We start from the raw sequence: 24,202 nt of genomic DNA on the forward strand, positions 1-24,202 counted from the left end.
GTCTCGGGCGAGCGCTGTGCACGGGCCGGGACAGGCCGGATGCTGTTTCTGGAAAACAGTGCCAGCTGCCATGCCAGGGCATGCGCCACCTTCGCTGTCCTGTCAGCAGGACTCCGGCGGCGTAGCGGGAAAACCATGATGATAGCCCCCATGAGGCCTTTGGGGCGAGGGTTGGTATGTTGGTAGCGTGTTTCGGTAATACGGCGAGGATGGGAAAGGGGGTGCAGGGTCCGGGCCGGTGGTAGGCCCGGAAGGGGCAGCGGGGGAGACGGACCAAGACATCGGTTCCGACCCCGGGGCGCCTGGCGCATCACAGGATCAGGCCTGGCCCCGGGGCTCAGGCCGCGGGGCTGTTGTGCGGGCGCAGCTCAGGTCGGCTCGGCTTGAGCCAGGCGTTGCTGTGCCAGGCCCACCCAGGCCGAGGCGCCGACGGGAATGAGTTCGTCGTTGAAGTCATAGCTGTCGTTATGCAGCAGACAGGGGCCTTCGCCGTGGCCTTCGCTGCGGTGGCTGCCGTCGCCGGAGCCCAGCCAGAAGTAGCAGCCAGGCCGCACCCTCAGCATGTAGGCGAAATCTTCCGACGCCATGGACGGCCGCACCGCGTCATTGACATGTGCCGCGCCAGCGACGCTTTTGAGCGCCTGGGCGCAGAATGCGGCTTCGCCGGGGTCGTTGATGGTGGCCGGATAGGTGCGGTGGAATTTCAATCGCCCGACGCAATTGAATGCAGCGGCGATCTGTTCCGTGATGGTTTGCATGCGCTGTTCGACCATGTCAGTCATGCTGTCGGCGTAGGTGCGCACGGTGCCGCTTACCACGGCATGCGTGGGAATGATGTTGTCCGCGCTGCCGGTATGGATCTGGGTAATGCTCAGCACGGCAGTATCCAGCGGATTGCGGTTGCGCGAGATGATGGTCTGCAGGGCCTGGGCGATCTGCACGGCAGGCATGATCGGGTCCACGCCCAGGTGTGGCATGGCGGCATGGGTGCCCTTGCCGTCGATGTGAATCTGGAACTCGGCGCAGGAGGCCATGATGGGGCCGGCGCACACGCCGAATTCGCCAGCGGGCAGGCCCGGCCAGTTATGCATGCCGAAGACCGCTTCGACCGGAAAACGCTTGAACAGGCCGTCTTCTATCATGCGCCGGGCGCCGGCGCCGCCTTCTTCGGCAGGTTGGAAAATGACGTGCACGACGCCGTCGAAGTCACGCGTCTGCGCCAGGTAGCGCGTGGCGGCCAGCAGCATGGTGGTATGACCGTCGTGGCCGCAGGCATGCATACGGCCGGCGTAGGTGCTGGCGTGGCCGAACTGGTTGGCTTCCTGCATGGGCAGGGCGTCGATATCGGCGCGCAGGCCGATGGCGCGGGTGCTGTTGCCGCGTTTGCCGCGGATGGTGCCCACCACGCCAGTGCCGGCGAGGCCGCTGGTGGTTTCTACGCCCCATTGTTGCAGCAGTGACTGGATCAACGCCGAGGTGCGCTTTTCTTCGTAGCTCAGTTCCGGATGGGCATGGATGTCCCGGCGGATATCGCGGAATTCACCGTGCCAGTCTTTTAGCTCGGGAATGATGTTCATGGCAGTTCCTGGTTGCATGCGCCGGGCCCGCTGGCCGGGCTGGCATGGTCGAGATGGGGGGCGACAAGCGCCTGCAGGCTGCGCGCGACGGCTTTGTTCCCAGCTACGATATTACCGCTACGGGCCCAGGGTTCGCGTCCGTACATATCGTCGGCCAGCCCGCCGGCTTCACGCACCAGCAGCGTGCCGGCAGCGACATCCCAGGGCGCCAGGCCCATTTCCCAGTAACCGTCGAAGCGGCCGCAAGCCGTCCAGGCCAGGTCCAGCGCGGCCGCGCCGATGCGGCGGATGCCGCGGGTCGAGTGGATGGCGTCGTGCAGCATCGGCATGTACTGCGCTTCAAAGGAGAAGTCGCGGAACGGGAAGCCGGTCGCCAGTACCGATTGATCCAGCGATGGCGAACGCGACACACTGATGCGGCGGCCATTGAGCCATGCGCCTATGCCCTGCACGGCCGTGAACAGCTCTTCGCGATTGGGGTCGTAGACCACGGCGACGATAGGGTTCTCCTGGCCGTCGCTGCTGACGTCGTCGTGCGCGACCAGGGCGATGGAGACGGCATAGTGAGGAATGCCGTGCAGGTAGTTGGTCGTGCCGTCCAGCGGGTCTATGCACCAGGTGGCCTTGCCTTCGGGACGGCCGCCAGTTTCCTCGGCGACGATGCCGAAGTCGGGCGTGCGTTCACGCAGCACGCTGATGATCGCCTCTTCGGCCTCGCGGTCGGCCTGGGACACCAGGTCGTTCTGCGCCTTGTGGTCGATCACCAGATCGCCGCGGCGGTGTGAATACGCCTGCAGGATGGCGGCGCCCGCATGGGCGGCGCTGACGGCGGTATCTATGGCTTCGCTCAGGGCGCGCAGCGAGAGGAGATCCGGCAGGTCGGGAAAGGAGGTCTTCATGCTTCGCTCATCCAGGAGAAACAGGCCAGCGCGGTCGCTGGCAGTAATATTCATTATTCCATGCAGGAGTCTATCTCTTTTACATGTCTTCTTCGTATCAAGCATTGAAGCCGGCCCGGCCGGACCTGGATTCCGCCGGGCTGCCCTATAGCCCTGACTATGGCGATATCTATCACGCGGCGCAAGGGTCCCTGGCGCAGGCGCGTCATGTGTTTCTGGCTGGCAACAGCCTGCCCGGGCGCTGGGCCGGGCGTGAGCGCTTCGTCGTATGTGAAACGGGTTTCGGCCTGGGGGGCAATTTCCTGGCGTTATGGCAGGCTTGGCGTGCCGACCCGTCCCGTTGTCGCCGCCTGCATGTGGTGTCGCTTGAAGCCCATCCGTTTACACGCGAGGGCCTGTTGGCCATGTGGCGTGCCAGCCTGGCTCCCGAATTGCAGGATCTGGCCGCCCAGTTGCACGCACAATGGCCGGATCCGCTGCCCGGTTTGCACCGGCTGGAGTTCGAGGGTGGCGCGCTGACGCTGACGCTGGGTTTCGGGCAGGCACTGGAATTGGCGCCGCGCCTGGAGGCGCGGGTGGATGCCTATTTCTTCGATGGATTTTCCCCGGCACGCAACCCGGAAATGTGGTCGCCCCACCTGTTCCGCCGGCTGGCGCGCATGGCCGCGCCAGATGCAACCCTGGCAACCTGGTGCAGCGCCGGGCATGTGCGCCGGGCCATGGAAGATGCGGGTTTCCTGGTGGAGCGCAAACCTGGCCTGCATGGCAAGCGGCATATGGTGGCCGGGGTGCGGAGAACATTGCGCACACCTGGCAAGGCACGCTTGCCGCAGGCCCATGGCGGACCGCGTACCGCACTGGTGATCGGGGGCGGCCCGGCGGGTGCCGGCATGGCCCATGCCCTGGCGTTGCGGGGCTGGCAGGTGACGGTAGTGGACCCGATGGCCGTGCGGGATGGAGGTGTGCATCAGGGGCACACCGCAGCGGCCTGTGTGCCCCTGATTGCGCGCGACGACAACCCGCGCGCCAGGCTGGCGCGTGCCGGCAACCTGCGCACCTGGGCGCGCTGGTCTGCATTGGCGGGAGACGCTGCGCCTTTGCGTTGCGGCGCCTTGCAGATGCAGCGCCTGGAAGGGCGGGCTGGTGATCCCAGGGACGCGCTGGCTGCGCTGGACTTCCCGGCGGATTGGGTGCGCTGGATGGAGCAGGACGAAGCCAGTGAGTGCGCTGGTCTGCACCTGAGTCAGGGCGGGGTGTATTTCGCCTCCGGTATGTTGGTGCGCCCGCCGCAACTGCTGGGCGCGTTGCTGGCATTCCCGGGTATCCGGCACGTGCAGGCCAGTGTTGCGGCTTTGCGGCATGGCACCGACGGCTGGCAGGCGCAGGATGCTGCCGGGCAGGTGCTGGCAGTGGGGGCGGTGCTGATAATGACGAGCGCGGTGGCATCATGGCCATTGCTGCAACAAACCGGCCTGCCTGCTGACGCGGCCCCCCGGCTGGCCACCGTGCAAGCGACGGGGGGCGCGATTGCTTCCTGGCCGTCTGGCCGCCTGGCCGGCGGGCCATCCTGCGTGCTGGGGGCCGAGGGCTATGTGCTGCCCGCGCTTGCTGGCCGCTGCGTGTTGGGCAGCACATATGAGGAAGGCAAAGCGACCTGGACCCAAACGGCTCGGCGTCTGGCCATCGCAGAAAAAATGCCGGCGATGCTGGCTGATACCGGCCTGGCGACGACAGATGGAGCAGAAGACTGGTGGGGTGGAGATTGGGCTGGCTGGCGTGCGGTCGTACCAGGGCGCTTGCCGGTACTCGGTCCCGTGCCGCAATTGCCGGATGCCTGGGTAGCGACTGCGTTTGGTTCCCGGGGTTTCTCCTGGGCCGCGCTGGCTGGCGATGTGGTGGCGGCCAGCCTGGAAGGCGAGCCCCTGCCGTTGGAGCGGGACCTGTTGGAAGCCATACGGCCTTAGGCGGCGCATTGATGCGCGGATGCGTGACGCTATGGGCAGGCGTGATCAGGGCGGAATGGCGCAGGAGGATGTGCCGGCCAATGGGAGGGCTGACGGGGGGGCTGATGGGGGCGATCGGCGTTGCATACCGATGCAGGGGATGGCGGCCATAGCGGCGGTCACGAAGTGACGTAGCGGATGGAAGCAGTTTTATTGCCGATTGCCAGGATTGCAGGCGGCGCCTTGGGTTGGGGTGTCGGTGCCAGCAATATCCGGGCCGGCAGTCAGACTGCAAGATAAAAGCCTGACGAAAGTAACAAAATGTGTTTTCGGGCTGAATGTGGCGATTTGCCGCAGCGGATATAGATGGGCAGCCCTTAGTGCAAGAGATCGCTAGCCTTTTCCCCGTATCGGGACGGCACAAAAGCGGCAGGCGGACTGAAAAAAGGGCAGGATTTTAGTTCGAAAATCCGGGGGTGAGTTTATTTCGCCGCGCAAATCCGTCAGAATACTGACTTTTGAAGCTATTTAGGCCTTCGGGCGAATGGTCGGGCGTGCGGAATCCCTCCCGGGGAGGCCGCGCGTGGCCGTTTGCGCGTGGCCGGGGGATGCTCAGTGCCGTCAACGTACGACTCCGTCCATACGATACAACTGGATCATCTCGAACCCAGTCAGTCTTCTGCCAATCGCATCGAATTCGATGCGGGTGCGGGAAGCGTGCTGGTGATCGAGCCGCATGCACCGGGCGTATTCCGTCTGCGTGCCGGGCCGCAGGAAAAAATTACCGGCGACAAGCCGCGCATCCAGCGTGCGCGAGCCGTGGCGGAAATGCTGCTGGCGCGTGAAGAAGCGGTGGGCGAAATGGAAGTCCATACCGACAGTGATGCCGGTATCTGGCGCTTGCAGCAAGGTGAGGTCGAGCTGGAAGTGGCTCATCACCCGTGGCGGCTGGTGCTGCGCCGTGGCGACCGCGTCCTGCTGAGCGCAGATTCAGCGCAGCAGGGCAGCTGGCACGGTGCTGCCGGTGAGGATGAACCTTACTGGGCGCTGGCCTTTGGCCTGGAGCCTGGCGAAGCCGTCTATGGCCTGGGCGAAACCGCTGGCGACCTGGATCGTCGTGGCGAAACCATCGTTTCAGACGACCCTTCGCACCGTTCCCTGCCGCTGGCGTGGAGCGTGCGCGGCTGGGGCGTCTACGTCAACGGTGTTGAACGCATCGTGCACGCCGTGGGCGACAGCGAATTCCCCGACGACTATCGCATTGGCGTAGACAGCGGCGTTCTGGACCTGTTCCTGTTCGCGGGCGAACCGGGCGAAATCCTCAACCAGTACACCCAGCTGACGGGCCGCGCTGGCCAGCCTAGCCTGTGGGCCATGGGAACCTGGCTGCAAACGCCGGAAAACCTGTCGGTGACGGAAGCCGCTGAACTGGCGGCGGAATTCCGCGAGCACGGCTTGGGCCTGGACGTTGTTCAACTGCCCGAGCCGGCCGCGTGTCTGGTGCGCGAGGGCAAGCTGAACCTGGAATGGGACGCGCAGCGCTTCCCTGATCCGAAGCAAGCCCTTGCGCTCTTCAAGCAGCGCGATCTGCACGTCAGCGCCAGCGTATTTCCGGGCGTCCTGGCCGGTTCCGAAGCCTTCACTGAACTGGAAGACCGCGGCTGGCTGCTGGCCGAAGAATCCGGCGACGCCAAGGTATTTCCTGGCATCGCTGCGACCAACGGACAGGCCTATGCCTTGCTGGACCTGACCAACAAGGACGTCTACGCGCAATGGCGCGACCGTCACCACCAGTTATTCCAGGACGGACTGGAAGCGCCTTATTGCAGCGTGCCCGCCAACCTGGAAGATGGCCTGGTCTCGCGTGGCGACGACAGCGGCGCGGCCTTGCGCACCCTGTACCCGCTGCTGGCGCGCCGCTCCTTGTTTGATGCTGTCGCCGGACACAAAATCCCGCCGGAAGGCGTGGTGCCGGGCAGCGACCTGTTCCCGGCAGCGCAACGCCTGCCGTGGCAAGCTGCGCCCGAAGTTCCCAATAATTGGGCCGGCTTGGCATTCAGCCTGCGCACTGCGCTGGCTCTGGGTGACAGTGCCGTACCATTGCAAATGCATGCGCTGGGCAACGTGCGTGCGCCGCTCGATGCCGTCACGCCCGAGCTTTACATTCGTTGGCTCACCGCACTGACCTTCTCCGGCAACTTCATCTTCCAGGGCGTGCAGGGCCTGCTGCCTTGGCAATTCGGTGAAGAAGCCGAAGCGGCCGCCCAAGTCTGGATGCGCTGGCGCTACCGGCTCATCCCCTACGTGCTGGGGGCCATCGAAGACGCCGCGCGTACCGGCTTGCCGGTACAGCGCTCCATGGCGCTGTCGTTCCCGAACGACGAACGTGCGCAGCAATGGCAAACCCAGTACCTGCTGGGCCCGGCCCTGCTGGTAGCGCCCATCCTCGAAGCCGGCAAGACCCAGACCGTCTACCTGCCCGAAGGCGAAGCCTGGTGGGATCTGAACACCGGCTGGCGCTACGAAGGCGGCACCGTCATTACGATGGAATGCGGCCTGGACCAGTATCCCGTCTTCGGCCGCGAAGGCCACATGCTCTGTCTGGGGCCGGCAACGCTGCACACGGGCGAATTCAACTCCGCCCGCCTGCTTGACGAAGTCTGGATGTTCGGCATGCCGGTCAACAACCCGGTCGTCATGCGCAACAAAATCCGCGTCATGCAAATGCAGGGATCGAGCTACATCAAGGGCCTGGAAGGCCTGCGCATCCTGCCGTCGCAAGGTCTTGAGGTCAAGCGCCGCGGGGCAGAAGTGCGAATCTCGCGGGCACGCTAAGGCTGCAGAGTGGATTGGGCGGGCTGAGACCGGAGCGTTATGGCAACCGACAGCCTGCCTGCCAATCCTGTGTGGGCCTGATGCTGCGAGACGAAAAGGGGCGTTAGTCTGAACCTCCCTTTTTTGCATTTTTGCCGCTGATTTTTGACACAAGGCGATGTTTGCGTCATAATTTATAGCTTCACCAGTTTTTGAACGCTGGTGAAGCTAGGCAGTAAAAGGGTCTTTAGCTCAGTCGGTAGAGCAGCGGACTTTTAATCCGTTGGTCGTGGGTTCGAATCCCACAGGACCCACCAGAATTTATCTTTTAGATCAAAGGCTTGCTGATTTTTCAGCAGGCTTTTTTCTTTGCTTCGGTACAAAAGTTGCGCTGCGGTACAGTTTCGGTACAGTGGCCCTACGCAGACACTGTACCGAAGCACCATGGCCACCCTTGTAAAAACACCCTCTGGCACATGGAAAGCCGTCATCCGTCGCACCGGCTTTCCCACCACCATCAAGACCTTCCGCCTGAAGCGTGATGCCGAAGACTGGGCTAGGCGCACCGAAGATGAAATGGTGCGCGGCCTGTTTATCCAGCGTGCGCCAGCGGAGCGGCAAACCTTCGCCACCGCCATGCAGCGCTACCTGGACGAAGTGACGCCCACCAAGCGGCCCATGACGCAGAATGCCGAGCGCAAGCGCTCGACGGCGCTGGTCAACTTTTTTGGCAAATATTCGCTGGCAGCCATCACGCCCGACATGGTGGCCACCTTCCGCGACCGGCGTTTGTCGGGCGAAGACCGCTGCGTGGATGGCGTGCCGCAACCTCGTGCGTCTAACACGGTGCGTTTGGAACTGGCATTGATGGGGCATCTGTATAACGTCGCCATCAAGGAATGGGGCTTGGGGCTGGCCTACAACCCGGTAGCCAATGTGCGCCGCCCATCGCCGGGAGCCGGGCGCAACCGGCGGCTGTCGCCAGCGGAAGAAACGGCGCTCTTGGAAGCCGTGGACGCACATTCGAACCCCATGCTGCGCTGGATCGTGCGTATCGCCATTGAAACCGGCATGCGCTCGTCGGAAATCACGTCCTTGAAACGCTCACAGGTCGATTTGCCGCGCCGGGTCGTGCGGTTGTTGGAAACCAAAAATACCCAGCCGCGCACCGTGCCGCTGACTGCACAGGCGGCGCAGGTATTCCGTGAAGCCCTGACGCATCCTGTGCGCCCGCTGGATACTGACCTGATTTTCTACGGTGAACCGGGCAAGGACGGCAAACGCAGGCCGTACAACTTCAACAAGGTATGGCTGGGCATCAAGGCGCGGTTGGGTATCGAGGGGTTGCGCTTTCACGACCTGCGGCATGAAGCGGTCAGCCGCTTGGTGGAAGCGGGTTTGAGTGACCAGGAAGTGGCAGCGATTAGCGGCCACAAATCCATGCAGATGCTCAAGCGCTACACCCACTTGCGGGCCGAGGATCTGGTGGACAAACTGGATGCCATCAAGCCGCGCAAGGTGCGGGCGTGATGGCGATGGGGCGGCATGTCGTCATGTCGCCCTGGTTGAATGAAAGGAATAGGGCTGTGCAGATTCCGTGCCATCCAGGGGAAATCTTGCGTGAAGACGTGATAGCCGCGCTGGGTCTATCAGTGGCCGATGCTGCCTGCCGCTTTGGTATCGAGGTTTCCGCGTTGCAAGCCGTGCTGGATGGCAGAGCTGCTGTGGATGCCGGCTTGGCGCAGCGGCTGGGAAATGCGGGGTTCAGTACCGCCAGAACATGGCTGGCCATGCAGGCCAATCATGACCTGCGGCGCAAGCAGCAGCGTGCGTAGGGCGAGGGCGCTTAGAGTTTGTCTATGACTTCCGCAGGCTTGGCGTTGCAGGCCCGGCACCAATCCAGAAATTCCACCAGATCAATGTATTGTTCGCCGCGTTCCACCTTGGAAACGTAGCTTTGCCCACGGCCCAATTTTTGGGCAAGCTCCACCTGCGTCAGATTCGCGTGTTTGCGAGTCTCACGGAGCAGGTTGCGGATTGCCTCGTAGGCGGGACCATAGAGCATCTACCGATGCTATAGTCCGCTTTTGAATATTCGAATTTAGACTATTTTGGGTTTGGGCAGTGCGATTGTGCGCCGCCTGAGCCGGGTCGAGGCAGGGAAATGAACACCAAGCTCATCGTTATTCTTGTGGCCGCCATCGTGGCGGTGTCGGTCGTCGTGATAAACGTGGGTGGCAGCAGCGAAGCCGACAGCAAGCCGTCCGCAGAAGTGAATACGCTACCTGCGACAAAAGGCTTTACACACAAGGCTCCGCAGAACAGCGACGCTCGGTACAAGGAATACTGAGACAAAGCCTGGAATCTGTATCTGACAGATTCCAGGTCTTCCGTCGAATTGTCCAGCGCATCAGCGTTCGCGTACTGCCTTGGCCATCAAAACCCGCATCTGTTTGGCCAGTGCTTGCAGTTCATGCAACAGCGCTTCGGGATTGATCTCCGGTGCGCCGTCTTTGCTATCCTCTGAAAGCCAACGTTTCAACTGGCTGCCCGCCTGACGCACATCAGCGCCCAGCCTGACCATCTCGTCCACCACATCCTTATCCAACGCTGACGGAATGGGTGTGTTCAAAGCCAATGCCCGCAGGCACTTGGAATGAGACGTCTCCGAACGGCTGGCCAAGCTGCTGATAGCGGCCTTTTCCTCTGGTGTGAGATACACGTCCACGCAATTGCCGCGTGGACGTCCACCGCGTTTCTTTTTTGGTGCGTCTGTCTTCTGTTCATCCATCACGTTCTCCTGTGGTTAAGTTGAAAGAGCGGTAGCTCTCGTTCGCCTCGCAGAGCAAGACATGTTGAGCGACCCGCGAATCAGGGAGGTGTTGGATCGGTGCAGGCCTTGCCTGTACCGGTGCAACACACATCTTGCCGTCACTTTTCACGCGAACATGCGCGACTCTTTGGCTGGGTTGGTTGAAATCGCGCATGTTCGCGTTTCCTCGCATAAAGTCGCATTCCGTCGCGTTGAATCGCATCGCCTCGCGTTCTTTCGCGCATCGTCGCGTTTGATCGCATACGCTAGGTGTTTTCAGAGGCTGCTTGGTTTGATGTTCCTCGTGCAGCGGTACTGACGCCTTGGCCGTCATGCAGAAGGGCGATCCGAAGGCGGGCCGGTGGAGTCACGATCAACAGATTTTGAAGCTCGGCCGCGCAACATTTGCGTGATCTGTTCAATGTGAGCTGTGGCAATGCTGCTATCGGCTGATTTTGAGGCCGCTACGGCGCTGTCTCTGCTTGCGGCATGGGCTGATAACTGTTTGCCGAGATAAGGCCTGAAATCGCCCTTTTGGTGCTTTTTGATCAGCCCGCGCAGGAATTGCATCGGCGTGGTCTTGATGGTTCCTGGCTTGTGCATCGCTCCCGCTACCTCGTCCAGCAGCAACTGCGCGTCGTCAGACGTAATGCCTTGCAGCAAAACGGCTGCTTCTGCGGCTTCGCCTGCGTTGAACGGCTCCGGCATCCTCAACCGTCTGTTATCCACAGCTTGTTCCGGTACTACATCTTCAATAGATAGTTCAGTTGGTAGTTCATGGGGTGACACAGCTATGTCACCCCCCCGGTGACATAGCTGTGTCACCCCGCCCCTGACAATTTGACGGAGGGAGGGTGACAAATTGACAGGGGGGTATGGATCGTTTTCAGAGGGCGTGTTTTCAGACGGCTCAACCAATAACTGATAGCCGTTAGAAGTTTGTCCTGCGTTTTTATCGCGCCAGCGTGCCTCGATCTTCAGCCATCCATTGGCCTCAAAGCGCTTCAAAGTGCGCTGCACCGTGCGTTCCGACACGCAGCATTGCTCGGCCAGTAAGCGAATGCTGGGAAAGCAACCTCCCTTGGTATCAGTCATCTTCACCAGCACCAGCAGGATCAGTTTTTCGACGGGCTTGATGCGCAAAGACAAAGCCCACTCAAACCTGGTGAACATCAGGCACCGGCTTGGCTGAGATAGCTGGCGATGTCGGCAGTGCGGAAATACACCCTGCGCCCGATCTTCACGCGAGCCTGCCGGATTTGCAACGCATAGGGCTGTGACGTGCGTAGGGCCACCCGTAAACCGTCCGGGCTGCGATGCAGCAGCTCTGCCAGCTGCGGCAGGCTCAGCAACGGGCCGTACATCTGGTTCAGATTTGTTTCCAGTGCCTGGGTGCTGTGTGGGGTATTCACATTCGACTCCTTCCAAAATAATTCAGTAGGTACTAAAGTTATTCGAAACTTCAGGCCTTGAAAGGATTGAAATATGACAGCTAGGTTGACAGGGCTGGGCTGAACAAAGACATGGCACCAAAAGGGAAAAATCAGATCGTGGTGTGGGACGACTGCCCGGAGGCGGTGAGAGCGGCTGTAGCAGAGTTCGAACAGGTCTGTACGCCGTCATACACCATGGCTTCGCGGCGGTATTCGATTTGGAGCAAGGTGCGCGAATATCTGGATGCATCGGTGGCGCAGGCTTTGGATGACTTGGGGCAGCCCAAGCTGCTTGATGGGCCGTTTTCGCGTTGGTTGGAGATGGGGAGGGAACGCGGGGAGCGTGAGCGCGTGGGGCGGTTGCGCACGGCACACAAAGCATTACTGAGACAGCATCGGCACGATCTGCGATTGATGGCTTTGCTGGAAACGCTTTACGAGGTAGGTATGTTCGTGCTGCTGCGTCGATCGCGTCAGTCGGTGGGCGTCAAAGCGACCAAGGCTGCTGAGGCCGTCAATCATGGTCGCAAGGTATCGTCGGATTATCCGTTTTGTGAGCTTTGTTGGCGCAAGACAATGCGCGCGGTGGTGGAGGCGTCAGAGGATGGCAAACGTAGAGGTAATGCGTGGAAGTTCAGTGGACGGTTCTGCACAGAGCACAATCCTTCAGACCCCACGTCACGCTACCGTGTAGATCATCGGTATCGACAACGGTTTCAGGATGAGGTGAAACGACAGTGGGAGTTGGTGAGGAGACTGGAAGCGCCTTGGGAGCAGGTGCCGGATGAGGCGGCGGTGCGGATGCAGGCGTTTATTTTGGCGCGGGTGCCAGAGAGGACGCGGGCGGATGAGATAAGGGAGATGGCGCAGCTGGGGGCTTCCAGGCGGGAGATTTCGGAACGGTTTGGCGTGAGTCGGCAGGCGGTTTATAAGGTTTTGGTGAAAAATATTTAGTAATATGGATGGGTTGCTTTCGGCCAGAAGCAGAAGTTGTGCAGACGCAGTTCACTAGCGACTTTGCAGCGTTTGTGGATGTTCATAAGTACAGCTTGCTTGGCAGCAATAGTGAGCCCTAGTCAGCTACGAGCATTAAATTCCAACCAATCACAGGGTTCGATAATATTACCCATAGGCTTAACATTAATTTGGAGTTTATCGCGCAAAATTTGGATTATTAGTCTATTCGAATGACTGAGCGCCTAAGCATTGAATATGGACGATTAAATAAGCGATTCAAGGCGGAGATTGGCACCCCTAATATTTTCCAATTAGGCTAAGCAGATATAAAAATGAAGATCAGCATCATCAGCAGTGATGGCATCCACGCATCGGAGAAGGAGGCTCTGGAGCGCATGCGGCAGGCATTCAATGCATCTGAGTTCAGCCTGAATTGGCAAGGCTACGCCGGCTTCATGATGATGGATACAACCTACCGGGACCGTGAGATCGACCTAGTGCTTCTGACCCATGATCGCTTGCTGCTTATTGAGCTCAAGAAGTGGCGCGGCAAGATTGAGCCGATGCAAGACCACTGGTTGCGCGACGGCGATGACATGGGGCGATCACCAGTCAAAGTGCTTGCCGACAAGTGGAAGATTCTCTCGTCTAAGATCCGAAACCGCCTTACTGAGCCGGCCAGGTCCGTTTACATCGACTATCGTGTTGTTATGTGTGGCACAGCAGATTTCTCTGCGATCCCTGATGATGAAAAGGCCTTCGTCCTGACGCTCGACCAGTTCCTGAAGATCGCCAAGCAAGGCGGCTATCGGCAGGAGTTTGACAATCCCGGCGCAGGCAAGCCCAACCTGCATCTGCAGACCTTCACGCAATTCTTCCGCGGCCGGGACTTCAAGCCCTCCGGCTTTTCGTTTGGAAACTTCCAGATCGTGGGCGAGGCGACATTTACACATCCGCAGGGCCTGTATAAGGAATACAAATCGGTCAAGAAGGACGACCAGCGGCACGAAGCCTTGCTGCGGCGCTGGGACTTCTCCGCGCTCACCGGCATCGCCGACACCCTTGATGAGCGGGCGCGCATCGCGCTGCGCGAGCACAAGGTGCTCGGTTTCATCCATGAGCAGTGTGAGCAGTTGGATGGCGTGGTGCTGCAGCCGCTGTCCCATCCCACCCGGGACGATATCGACGCGGACTTCTGCGAACTTTACCGGTTGCCCTCGCGCCAACTGCGGCTCAACGAATTCGTGCAACGCCACGGACAGGACCTGGCGTTCGCGGACCGCCTGGCATTGATCAAGGTGCTGCTGTCGCACTTTGCGGAACTGCACGATGCCGGCGTGGCCCATCGCGACGTCAGCGACCACAGCCTGTGGCTGGAGCGGCCGTCGAAGGTGTCTATCTCCAGCTTCCTGACCGCCTACTTTCCCGAGGCGGGCACGGTGGGGCCGCTGCGCGACAGCCTGCGTGCCGGCAAGGCCGTGCTGCCCGAGGACTCCGAACTGGGTGAGGGCGAATCCAGCGACGCATTTCAGGGAGACGTCTACCTGCTCGGTGCGGCCGCGCACCACGTGCTGTTCTTGCGCCTACCGCGTCAGATGGAAGGCTTGTTCCTATGGGAGCCCCCGGAGGGGGGCGAATGCGATCCTGGCCTAGCCGCCTGGTTCGCCCGAGCCATGGATTGGGTTCCATCGGCGCGCTTTGCGAATGCCCGCGTCATGCTGGACGCCTTGAACGCTCTGCCGGTCGGGCGAGCGTCAAGGGCCGAGGTGGATCTGCGCGTCTTTGAGGCTTACCGCAGCGAAGTCATGCCGATGGTGGCCTATCCGCTTGAGGAAAACATCAAGCAGGGCCATAGCCATCTCTATCGTTCGACCGTGGGCGGACGCCCGGTGTCGGTGAAGGTCTGGTACGGACGGCGGCCCGATCCGAAGCGTCCCGAGGAAACCCATGCGCTGAAGATGTTTCTGGACAAGGCCCGCCTAGTAAAGACTCAGCCCTGTGCCTCGTTGGCGCCGGTGGTGGACTTCGGTCTTTCTGACGCGGGCACGTTCCTGGTCCAGCACTGGGTGGAGGGGCAGGGGCTGCTGGAGGCCGGCAAGGCCTGCCCAGCGGCGCGCGAGATCCTCACGCTGTGTCACCAACTGGTCAAGGCTACGCTGCATCTGCACGGGCTGGATCTGCAACACGGCGACCTGCATCCCGGAAATGTCCTAGTCGAAGGCGCCGACGTGCGCTTCATCGACGCCATCGACATGGTGCAGGGTGGCGCGGCCGGCCCCCACAACCCTGCCTATGCACCTGCGGACCACGAGTCTGTTTCGCCCGAACAGCGCGATTGCTACGCCGTTGCGAAGATGTGTGGAGAACTGCTGGACTGTGTTGCGTCCTGGGAGGGGACTGATGCAGGCCCCTTGCGCGGGGAGATCCAGCGCTGCCTTGATCGGGAACTGCGCGTGCATGCGCTCGACCGCGTTGACGACGCACTAGCGCGGCTGTTGCATCCGCCCTTGTCCGATACCGGACCACGGCTGCCCGTGCAGATGCGCCAGCTCACCTCGCGCACGCCTTTGGCGGGCGACAATGGCGAGTTCCATGTAGGGGTGGCTATCGAGCGGGTGCGCAATGGCCGGCACCAGCCTCAGGTGGAGGTTTCGCTGTCCGGGGTGCGTCGGCGTCTGCTGATCTTGCTCAAACCAACGACGCTCGACTTTGCGTCGCTGCGTGTGCATGATATCTCGCACAGCCAGTTCGTGCGTATGGTCACCCAGGCGACTGCTACGCTGAAAGCAGACATTCACTTCGAACCTGCGCCGACGGACGATGCCAGCGACCTGCTCGCGGCGCTGGATGCGATAGCGGAGGTCCGCCAGGCCATTGACGCCGTCCGCGCCCAGATCCTCGGCCTGGATGCACCTGAGGAGGAGGTCGACGCTGATGAAGATGTTCAGGCCGGCGTGCCACGCGCTGCCCCGCGGACAGAGGCGTTGTGGCGAGCTATTCTCGATGCCGAAGAGGCCACACTACCCGAAGTCGAGATCGCCGCGCCGGTGACGCGCGAGATGGGGCGCCGCGACAAGCTGCGCATCCCGTATCGCAAGGACGGTGAGGCGCTCGACTACGAGTCCGACGCAAAGGTCGAGGCCCTGCAGGAGATCAATGGCGAGTTGGTGAAAGTCGGCGACATCGACATGCGCGAGACCACCCAGGCCATCCTTGTGATCGACAATCCGCGCATCCGCATACAGACCGGCGTGGACGATCGGATCAAGCTGCGCAGCCAGCAGGACCTATCTTCGTTTCGCCGACGACATCTTGCCGTTACCCGGATCTTGGGGCGTGAATCGGTGCTCCCCGACTTGGTCGACTACTTCGATCCGGTGCAATGCCCGTTGCCGCAAGCCCTGCAGGCCGCGCCCACCGATGCAGAGCTGGATGCCTACGACCGCCACAACGAATCGGGGCAGTTGGTGTTCTCCCTCAATCGGCAACAGCGGGACGCCTTCGCCAAACTGTGGTCCCAGGGGCCGCTGAGCCTGCTGCAGGGGCCGCCAGGCACCGGCAAGACGTCCTTTATCGCCTCCTTCATCCACTACGCGATGTCCCATGGTGCGCAGAGCATCCTGCTGGCAAGCCAGTCGCACGAAGCAGTGAACAACGCCGCCGAGAAGGTCATCGAACTGTGTCAACGCACGGACCTGCCGCTGGACGTGGTGCGCTTCGGGGCTGAGGGCATGGTGTCCGAGCAACTGCGGCCGCACCATTCGGCGTCCATCCTGCAGGCCTACCGCGATCTATTCCGATCCGAAATGCGCCAGCGTGTCGCGGCGCTCAATCGCAATCTGGGCCTGCCCAATGACTTCGTGGAAGCATGGTTCGACATCGATTTCCACCTCGGACGCCTGTTGAGAGATATCGAGCGGCTGGCGCGCAAGCGCTCGGAAGCCAATGCGACGGAGGAGGGCCTCGCGTCTGTGGCCGCGCGCATCGGGCAACGCACCGAACGTCTACGCACGTTGGCGCGGGAGAAATTCGGCGTGCATGATGTGGCCGAGCCAGCCGAGACGATCGCCCAGCTACGACGCGCCGCGATGGAGACCCACGGAGTGACATCAGCCGACACGGTGTCCAAGCTCGATCAAGTCATGGCGATAGCCCAGGAATGGGTGGATCGGCTGGGGACGCTGCGCGGCAATTTCGAGGAGTTTCTCGCCAAGACGCGGTCCTTGGTGTGCGGCACCTGCGTGGGACTGGGGCGTTCCCAGTTCGGGGTGGCCCGCAACCGCTACGACTGGGTGATCGTCGATGAAGCCGCCCGGGCCACGCCGGGCGAGCTGGCCGTCGCGATCCAGTCGGGGCGCCGCGTCTTGCTTGTCGGCGACCACCGCCAGTTGCCGCCGCTCTACACCGAGCCGCTCGTGCGCCGGATCGCTGCTGAGCTGCAATGGTCGGACCGCACGGTGCTTACCCGTAGCGACTTCGAGCGCGCCTTCGAGTCAGATTACGGCCGCCAGGTCGGCGCAACCCTGCAGACGCAGTACCGTATGGCGCCACCGATCGGCGCGTTGGTGTCCGCATGCTTCTACCCAGTGCCGCTGCAGCCCGGCCGCGGTGAACCGCCGCCGTGGTTCGATCAGTTGCCGGAGCGCATCCGCGCGGTCGTGACCTGGGTCGATACATCGGACGCCGGGCGCGAATCCCACGACAGGCCCAAGACCCCGGGCTTCGACAACGTCTATGAGGCGCGCGAAATTCTGGATCTGCTGCGCACGATCTGCACCAGTGGCCTCTTCGTCCAGTCCCTGATGGACCATAGCACCGAGGAGGAGAAACCTATCGGGGTCATTTGCATGTACGCCGCGCAGGAGCGCCTGCTGCAGCGCATGCTCAGCGAACAGGACTGGGCCACGGGCTATCGGCGGTTGATCAAGATCGACACCGTCGACAGCTACCAGGGCAAGGAAAACCGAATCATCATCGTGTCCACCACGCGCAACAACGGCCGCTTCGAGCAGGGGTTCCTGAATAGCAACGAACGAGTGAACGTGGCGATCTCGCGCGCCATGGATCGACTGGTAATCGTTGGCGCGGCTCGCATGTGGCGCGAGCGCCACCAGCGTTCGCCCATGGGGCGGGTCCTCGCACACATCGAAGCGCACCGGGACGATAAGGCGTTCGCGTTGGTTCAGGCATCAGCTTTGGAAGGGAGGCTGGCATGATCACCCTCGAGGAACAACAACTGCGCGAACACCTCGTGGTAGAAGAGATCACGTTCGCCATTCCCGCGCAGAGCTTTGCGATCTCGTGCGCCATCAGCGCTGAGGAAGCTCTGCCCGTGGTGACGGAGTTTGCCCTGCGCATCGCATACGTCTGCGGCACGCTCAGCCCCGCGCAGATCCAGGATTTTTTCGGCTTCTCGAAGAAGGAGACCGACGCCGTTCTCAAGTCTCTGCTGGACGAGCGTCTGCTGCAATGGAACGACGAGCACCTGGAACTCACCACTTATGCCCTTGCGCGTTTTCAGGACAGCTCGGACAATTTGCCGCGCTTCTTCAAGATCCAGGACTGGAGCGCCGAAGTCGTATTCGACCTGATCAGCTTTAGCCCGGCAGGACGTCCAAACCGCCTGAAGCGGGTGCGCTCCCAGATCGAATTGGCGACACGCAACCTGGATAAGCAGTCGCGCACGCGGCAATATGCGGAGCAATCCTTCCAGCAGAACTTCCGCCAGATCTGCACCAAGGAGAAGGCCGAGATCTACAAGATCAGTGCTATTGACGCCGGCGAGCGCTTCAGCATTCCGCTGCCATGCACATTCCACCTCGATCTTGGCGGGCAGACGAGCATCCGCCGCAACATCGACGATGAGAGCTTCGGCAGCCGGCTGGAAATATCCGAGGCGATCACCGATGCGCTGGCCAGCCAGGAGCGAGGCGACAACGAGTGTTTTCGGGACTTCATCCAGACCTTCGATGACACGCTGCTGCAGAGCTACGTGACAGGGGATGCGTTCGATCTGCGCCGTTACGCCCAGGAGGTCCATCTGACGCGTTTCGTGCGCCCGGTCGACGACCGCGTTACGCCAATGCTGGGCGCGCTGTACCTCCCCCGCAACGCCGGCTTGCTGCTCGAGCGTATTCAGGCAGCAGTGGCGCAGTTGGACACACGGTTTGAGCATGAGCCGCCTTCCACAGAAGGGACAGAAGCCGACACCAAGGAGGCTGCAAAAACGACTCATCCCGCGCAGTGGGAGGCCCTGTGGTGGGCACCACAATCGCCGCTGTGGGCCCGCACGCGAAGTGCGCGGGACTTGGCGCAGAAGATCGAACGGTTGATGGCCCCTCAGGGTGGCGAACGGATCTCGACCGGGCTGCATGTCGTGGTGCCGACCGCACGCCGGTCGCCACGGGAGCGCCTGGCCGTCTACCAGGACCAGTTCAGCCGCCTGCTGGCGGCGGATGTAGTGTTGATGGGTGGAAGCTTGGAACTGTTGCTCGTGCCGGACGCCTTGGTTTGTGCCATGTTTCACTTCAACTTGGCTCACAACGCGACGGCCGTGCCGATCGGTTTCATGTCGTCCGCCCCTGAGCACATTGCATCCGCAGGGGCGCTGGTTTCTGCACGAATGCGAGGCCGCTCGGACAGCGTCACTGCGGCGCGCGAGGAGGGCGGCTCGGCCCTGATTGACAGTCTGGCGCAACTGATGGCACGGCTGATGCCGCCACGCGAAGTTGACGCCGACGGGTCCACAAAGGGTGGCCGCGTCCGACTGACGCTGAAGAAATAACGAGAGCACGCATGCTTCATGACCGTCAACCTGGAATACGTGGAAGAGACGACGCAAAAGCGCCTAGCGCTCAGCGCGGGCGAACTCGTGCCGCTCGGCTTCGATGACCTGGTAGCCCTCCACGGGAAACTGCGCGAACCCATCGTTTTCCCACTTCGAATTCGGGCTGCTCAAGTTGTTTCAACGGAATTCGAGCACTTGCGGATCGCGGAGAAGCTTAACGTCAAGGCGGAATTGCAAAGCCACCTTGGATCCACGGTACTGGGCCTGGTCAAGGGCGGATGGTTGCCCTCGGGACTGATCCTGGATGAAGACACGCTCTTGTTACCGGATCGGTGCACGGTGGCGGCACTGCGCAGCCGGTTCGTCGGGGGCGAACCCAAGGATGGAGTGCCGCCGGACTTCCTCGACTTTGCTCGCGGCAAGGCTCTCAAAGTCAATCCCATGCTGTATGCCATGGAAGGTACCTCGGGTAGCCGCAACCCCGACGCAGAAGAACTCTCGGCGTTGTACGACCGAGCGGCGCTCAAAATTGGAGAGGCCCTGCCCAAGGCTGTCATGTTCCCGGACAAGGAAGACGCGCTGCAGGGTGTCCTTGGATTGCTGCGAGATCAGGCGAAAGGGTTTGCCGCGCGGCAACGCTTCCTTACAAAGGCGGCTCCGCTGCTAGCCACCTCCGTCGGTCGCAAGCGACTCCCTGACCTATGGCAGCAGTTGCTGGAACTCGCCGAACGGCATGGGGTGGCACGCGCATCGATGCTGGTGTGCGCGCTTTTCAGTGCCAGCGCCGCGCACCCCGCGATGAATCCGGCCATAAGGGTCCTGAAACCACGCCGCCAATACACGGAAAAGAACGCCTTCAACGCATTGGCGGATCTTCGCTCCTTGGACTTGTTGATCGCTGCAGGGACTGATTTTCCAGACAAGAGGGTGGCACTCCTAACAGAAGACCGAGCGTTGGCCCTGTTCTGGGTGGGCATGCAGACGCACAGCCATCGCAGGAATGGGACCAGCCTCCACTGCGCCATGAACCCGCACACTGCATTGTTCGTCCGCCTAGACAAACAGGAGATGGAGGCAGTGCTGAAAATGCTCTCGGAGAGCAACTAATTCGTCAAAAGCGGAATGGGTGCCGCTGAATGGCCGCTACCGCTGCCAAGTAGTTATCGGGTTTTCACATTGATCTTCCGCTCTGGGTCGTTAGCAGACAGTGCGGCTGATATGTGTCCTCGGTACACTACCGGTACACCAATCCGTTTTCACCGCCTCCCCAAAATTCCGCTAACCTACTGTCACCAAAATACTTTCCCCTCCCATCACCTCCGCACCACTACACCCCATTCCCCCAAGTACCTCCTTTCCACCACAAACTTTTAATCCGTTGGTCGAGGGTTCGAGTCCCTCAGGACCCACCAATATTTTCAAGCACTTAGGCCAATCCTTCGGGGTTGGCCTTTTGCTTTTCTGGGTCTGTGTAAGCGTTTTGTAAACAGATTTTGATGTTGGGGCCGTAAGCCACGGCTTTAATCCTGAGTTAGCAGATCGGCAGCTTAACTGGGATGCTGACCTTGGTATGCATTCAAGATGTAGGGGAGGCGTCCCTCACACCTCAGAAGAGGTCGTTGCCTACGATTCGGAAGTTTTGCGGATGTAGTAGGTGGGGTGTCTTGCTCTTCACATGAATATCTTCTTGTGCCGCACGTACTGCCTTCTATCGTGAGCGATTATGGCGGTATGCTCGTCGGCGTTGCCAAGTTCGAATCGAACCTTTCATAAGACAAATTCATGCTTTCGCTGTGGTTCGAAAATGGTCGTTTATCAGCGTCTGCTTTCGGCCATGACCCGACATTCGCTCCACGGGCACAATGGAGCCAACAGCGGTCCTTCGTCAAGCTGAATAGGCTTCACTAATGGTTCATCTCGAACGGTCTGTGGCAACGTTGCGCATCATGGGTGACGAACAAGTGCCTGAGGAAATTTCGAGGCTACTCAGTGCAATGCCGACGTCAGCTCATGTGAAAGGGCCGCAGATTCCTTCGAGCCCATCGGGCCGCATTGGCACGAAGAAATCTGGCATGTGGCGTCTAAGGGCGAAGGAGACCGAGCCAGAAGACTTGGATGATCAGGTCTCGGAGTTGCTTGGTCAAGTCACGTCGGACCTAGCGGTTTAGGGTGACATCGTGACTCGGTTTCGTGTTGACCTGTTCTGCGGATGGTTCATGGACAATAATAGCAAGGGCGTGGAGCTTTCACCCGAGAACACGCTTGCACCAGCGCAGCGCGGCATCAAGTTGTCGTTTGACACCTACGGGCCGGAAGCTTCGGATGGCCTTGAGCGTGTGTCGCAGACTTAGGTTAACCCGCCATGCCGGCAATTGAAAGAACGCTAAGCCCGCTTTAGGGCGGTTACCCCCTACAGGCTCGACCTTTACCAGACAATCGTGGTAAATCTGACAAACCGTGTAAACCGTGGACGCCATTCATCTCACCATAGGAGCAGTCGCCAAGCGTGCGGGTATCACTGTACGTACTCTGCATCATTACGACCATATCGGATTGGTATGCCCCAGTGCTCGAAGCGAGTCGGGGTATCGCCTCTACAGTGCCAACGACATCGAGCGATTGCATGCCGTTCAGTCCCTCAAACAACTAGGACTCAGCCTCGAAGCGATTGCGGCAACATTGACTGGAGGTGAAGTCACACCTCAAGTGTTACTGCGTCGCCAGGTAGAAGATGCTACGCGCAAGCTGGTGGAAATCCAGGAGCTCAAAGAAAAGCTGCTGTTTCTGGAGCACGCTGTCTCTCGCCAAAACGCATCGGCCGGTGATTTGCTCGACGGCATTCGCCTCCTTGAGACTCATCAGTTGTACCTTCCCTCAGAGGACGTACGGCGGCTGCTTGCGCGCTGGCGTCGCGCCAAGGCCCGATGGCAGCCAGTTGCCGGAAAATTGCTTGCATGCCGAAGCGGCGCTGTTCCGGTCGATGCAGCGCAAACGCAGTTGCTCGCACAACGGTGGATGAACATCGCAATGTCTGTTTTCGGAGGACGGCTGGGCGCCATCCTTGATTGGGCGCGAATGCATCGGGAAGCGCCTGAGACGGCGCGGCACGCTGGACTTGAGCCAGAGCTCATGCAATACCTTGAACAAGCCATCGAGTTGCGCCTGGAAGCATTGCGCCGTCATCTCTCGCCAGACGAACTTAACAGACTGGATGGCTCTACAGGGCCTGAGTGGGAGACATTTGCGGCTCAAGGAGAGAGGCTGCTCGCCAATAGAGTCTCTCCAAAGACAAAGGCTGCGCGCGAGTTGGTGGCGCGATATCGCGAACTCTCGCTTAGAACCGTAGCGCAGGATATGTCGCTTGCGGTCAAGCTGAAGCAGGCCTATACCTCGGAGCCCATATTGGCGCTCGGTCACTTTGTTGGTCCACAGCTGAGGGCATACCTCGAAGCTGCTGCCTCTTGACCCTGACGTTACGTCAGGCCTGAAAGTACTCCTTTCGTTGAACTAACAACAGGAGTATTCCAATGAAATTCACTGGCTGTCCAAGCCCCTCGGCCATGCGTGTCGCCACTTCACGAGCAGCGCACCAGATTCTCGAAGACGACCTGGTATTCAAGGACCCCTTCGCCATAGCGTCTTTGGGAAGTGCCAATGCTGCATCACTGATGCGCGAACCAATGGTGCAAAACGATGTCCCGTCACGCTCCATGCGGGCGGGCATCGTAGCCCGCTCACGATTCGCGGAAGACCATTTGCTGAAAGCCATTGCCAACGGGACTGTGCAATACGGCGTAGTCGGGGCAGGTCTGGATACATGGGCACTGCGCAGTGCGTCCACGCTTCCTGCCGTCACCACGTTTGAACTGGACCAGCCTTCAATGCAGAAATGGAAGACAGACCTTTATACAGACAACGGATGGGCTCAGCCCGCAAGCCTGCGCTATGTAGCCACCGATTTGCGGGAGATGACCAGTGTTGATGGTCTTCTCGCAGGTGGAGCAGACCTTGCCAAGCCTGTCAGCCTGTCTGTGCTGGGGGTGCTCGTCTACCTTTGCAACGATGTGGTTGAGCGCGAGATTGCTGCGTTACAGCAACTTGCTCCAGGCTCCACCGTTACGCTGGACTACCGCCTGGATGAGGCCCAACTGCATCCTGTGGAGCGAGTCATGATGCAGTTCACGGCCAGCATGATGGCTGCGGGAGGCGAGCCGTGGCAATCATCTTGTACGCCGGAGCGCATGCGTGAACTGCTGTCATTTGCGGGCTTTGAAGTCGATGAAGACTTGGGGCCGGCAGAACTCAACGCCCGCTATTTCGCGGGCCGCAGAGATGGCTTGCAGATTGCAGGCGGCGGCTTCCGTTATCTGAGTGCGGTCAAGCGATAGACTGACCAAGATCATCTGTACAGTTTGCGTGCAGATGCTACCCCACAATCGTTGTGGAGGACTGCACCTCACTAAAGTGCCTGGTTCACTGGCGCGGGTGCAGCCTTCCAATTGACCGGTCATTTCCGCCCACATGTTCATTCGTGTTGCCACCCTTGAGGACGCGGCATATTTGCCGCGAATCGAAAAGTCCGCCAGCGAGCTCTATCGAGCTATCCCCCATTTGGATTGGCTGGCAGCTGGCCAGGTCATCGCGCGGGCTGAACATGAGCGGCTCATTCTCAAGAGAAGCGTTTGGGTCGCTGAGACATCGTGACCTGCCCCCCGTAAATAGTACGGAAACGATGTAGAGTCCATTCCCAAAGGAATGGCAATGAAGAAACGATTCACGGAAGAACAGATCATCGGCGTGCTCAAGGAGGCCGATGCGGGTGCCAAGCCTGCTGAACTGTGCCGCAAGCACGGGATCTCCGAGGCGACGTACTACAACTGGAAGGCGAAGTTCGGCGGCATGACGGTGTCGGACGCTCAGCGCCTGAAGGAGCTGCCGATGCCGCCTCTAGCGCAAGCTATTGCTCGCCAGATCACTAAC

Annotated in this window: 19 protein-coding genes, 1 tRNA gene and 1 pseudogene; 15 read left to right on the plus strand and 6 right to left on the minus strand. The window is 60.6% G+C overall.

The annotated features are described in order from the left end of the window. Positions 1-368 precede the first annotated feature (368 nt). Both EV679_RS04165 and EV679_RS04170 read right to left on the minus strand, forming a co-directional pair. Entirely contained in the window at positions 369-1,577 is a 1,209-nt protein-coding gene (locus tag EV679_RS04165) for a M20 aminoacylase family protein (RefSeq protein WP_130486565.1), read from the minus strand. After that, on the minus strand, positions 1,574-2,476 hold the full coding sequence (locus tag EV679_RS04170; protein WP_068367759.1) for an inositol monophosphatase family protein: 903 nt from the start codon (positions 2,474-2,476) through the stop codon (positions 1,574-1,576). Before EV679_RS04170 ends, EV679_RS04165 begins: the two co-directional genes overlap by 4 nt. Before the next feature lie 83 nt (positions 2,477-2,559). Here EV679_RS04170 and mnmC point away from each other — a divergent pair, with 83 nt between their 5' ends. The 5 genes from mnmC to EV679_RS04195 all read left to right on the plus strand — a co-directional run bounded on the left by mnmC (position 2,560) and on the right by EV679_RS04195 (position 9,068). Then, positions 2,560-4,440 carry a bifunctional tRNA (5-methylaminomethyl-2-thiouridine)(34)-methyltransferase MnmC2/FAD-dependent 5-carboxymethylaminomethyl-2-thiouridine(34) oxidoreductase MnmC1 gene (gene mnmC / locus EV679_RS04175; protein WP_130486566.1) on the plus strand — a complete coding sequence of 627 codons (1,881 nt, stop codon included), beginning with the start codon at positions 2,560-2,562 and terminating at the stop codon, positions 4,438-4,440. 594 nt (positions 4,441-5,034) lie between these two features. Continuing rightward, on the plus strand, positions 5,035-7,254 hold the full coding sequence (locus EV679_RS04180) for a glycoside hydrolase family 31 protein (protein WP_130486567.1): 2,220 nt from the start codon (positions 5,035-5,037) through the stop codon (positions 7,252-7,254). A gap of 220 nt (positions 7,255-7,474) precedes the next feature. Next, a tRNA-Lys gene (locus tag EV679_RS04185) sits at positions 7,475-7,550 on the plus strand. Between the two features lie 127 nt (positions 7,551-7,677). After that, complete coding sequence (locus tag EV679_RS04190; protein WP_068366991.1) at positions 7,678-8,763, plus strand: integrase; 1,086 nt, start codon at positions 7,678-7,680, stop codon at positions 8,761-8,763. Positions 8,764-8,786: 23 nt separating this feature from the next. Continuing rightward, entirely contained in the window at positions 8,787-9,068 is a 282-nt protein-coding gene (locus EV679_RS04195) for a HigA family addiction module antitoxin (RefSeq protein WP_130486568.1), read from the plus strand. Positions 9,069-9,079: 11 nt separating this feature from the next. Here the strand turns inward: EV679_RS04195 and EV679_RS04200 are convergent, their stop codons facing one another. Further along, on the minus strand, positions 9,080-9,298 hold the full coding sequence (locus tag EV679_RS04200) for a helix-turn-helix domain-containing protein (protein ID WP_130486569.1): 219 nt from the start codon (positions 9,296-9,298) through the stop codon (positions 9,080-9,082). Positions 9,299-9,397: 99 nt separating this feature from the next. Here EV679_RS04200 and EV679_RS04205 point away from each other — a divergent pair, with 99 nt between their 5' ends. Beyond that, a complete protein-coding gene (locus tag EV679_RS04205; protein WP_130486570.1) occupies positions 9,398-9,583 on the plus strand; it encodes a hypothetical protein in 186 nt (61 codons plus the stop codon). 60 nt (positions 9,584-9,643) lie between these two features. On the opposite strand, the gene EV679_RS04210 is transcribed toward EV679_RS04205, so the two are convergent. From EV679_RS04210 to EV679_RS04220, 3 genes are all read right to left on the minus strand, one after another. After that, positions 9,644-10,024, minus strand: a complete 381-nt coding sequence (locus tag EV679_RS04210; RefSeq protein WP_130486571.1) for a plasmid mobilization protein — start codon at positions 10,022-10,024, stop codon at positions 9,644-9,646. Positions 10,025-10,375: 351 nt separating this feature from the next. After that, positions 10,376-11,194, minus strand: a complete 819-nt coding sequence (locus EV679_RS04215) for a helix-turn-helix domain-containing protein (RefSeq protein ID WP_170283826.1) — start codon at positions 11,192-11,194, stop codon at positions 10,376-10,378. Between the two features lie 23 nt (positions 11,195-11,217). Then, positions 11,218-11,457: a DNA-binding protein gene (locus tag EV679_RS04220; protein WP_415359154.1), complete on the minus strand. Its 240-nt coding sequence runs from the start codon at positions 11,455-11,457 to the stop codon at positions 11,218-11,220. A 111-nt stretch (positions 11,458-11,568) separates the two neighbouring features. On the opposite strand from EV679_RS04220, the gene EV679_RS04225 reads away from it, so the two are divergent. The 9 genes and pseudogenes from EV679_RS04225 to EV679_RS04265 form a co-directional block, all read left to right on the plus strand. After that, the gene (locus tag EV679_RS04225; protein ID WP_130486573.1) at positions 11,569-12,432 is read left to right on the plus strand and encodes a helix-turn-helix domain-containing protein; all 864 of its coding nucleotides are present in this window, start codon (positions 11,569-11,571) and stop codon (positions 12,430-12,432) included. Positions 12,433-12,767: 335 nt separating this feature from the next. Then, entirely contained in the window at positions 12,768-17,651 is a 4,884-nt protein-coding gene (locus EV679_RS04230) for an AAA domain-containing protein (RefSeq protein WP_130486574.1), read from the plus strand. Next, positions 17,648-19,219, plus strand: a complete 1,572-nt coding sequence (locus EV679_RS04235; RefSeq protein ID WP_207224888.1) for a hypothetical protein — start codon at positions 17,648-17,650, stop codon at positions 19,217-19,219. The genes EV679_RS04230 and EV679_RS04235 overlap by 4 nt, the downstream gene beginning before the upstream one ends. A gap of 18 nt (positions 19,220-19,237) precedes the next feature. Beyond that, positions 19,238-20,329 (plus strand): hypothetical protein, encoded by a 1,092-nt coding sequence (locus tag EV679_RS04240; RefSeq protein WP_130486575.1) that lies wholly within the window; start codon positions 19,238-19,240, stop codon positions 20,327-20,329. Between the two features lie 839 nt (positions 20,330-21,168). After that, positions 21,169-21,390 (plus strand): DUF4279 domain-containing protein, encoded by a 222-nt coding sequence (locus EV679_RS18025; protein WP_369410286.1) that lies wholly within the window; start codon positions 21,169-21,171, stop codon positions 21,388-21,390. Between the two features lie 48 nt (positions 21,391-21,438). Further along, positions 21,439-21,573 carry a hypothetical protein gene (locus tag EV679_RS17945; RefSeq protein WP_257740035.1) on the plus strand — a complete coding sequence of 45 codons (135 nt, stop codon included), beginning with the start codon at positions 21,439-21,441 and terminating at the stop codon, positions 21,571-21,573. A 115-nt stretch (positions 21,574-21,688) separates the two neighbouring features. Further along, positions 21,689-22,687, plus strand: coding sequence for a MerR family transcriptional regulator (locus tag EV679_RS04250; RefSeq protein WP_071535909.1), 999 nt, complete (start codon positions 21,689-21,691; stop codon positions 22,685-22,687). Positions 22,688-22,749: 62 nt separating this feature from the next. Continuing rightward, the gene (locus tag EV679_RS04255) at positions 22,750-23,610 is read left to right on the plus strand and encodes a class I SAM-dependent methyltransferase (protein WP_068366966.1); all 861 of its coding nucleotides are present in this window, start codon (positions 22,750-22,752) and stop codon (positions 23,608-23,610) included. A gap of 373 nt (positions 23,611-23,983) precedes the next feature. After that, positions 23,984-24,157: pseudogene (locus tag EV679_RS04265) on the plus strand (transposase); the annotation flags it as partial. Between the last annotated feature and the right edge of the window lie 45 nt (positions 24,158-24,202).

Source organism: Kerstersia gyiorum, assembly GCF_004216755.1.
Classification (GTDB): domain Bacteria; phylum Pseudomonadota; class Gammaproteobacteria; order Burkholderiales; family Burkholderiaceae_B; genus Kerstersia; species Kerstersia gyiorum.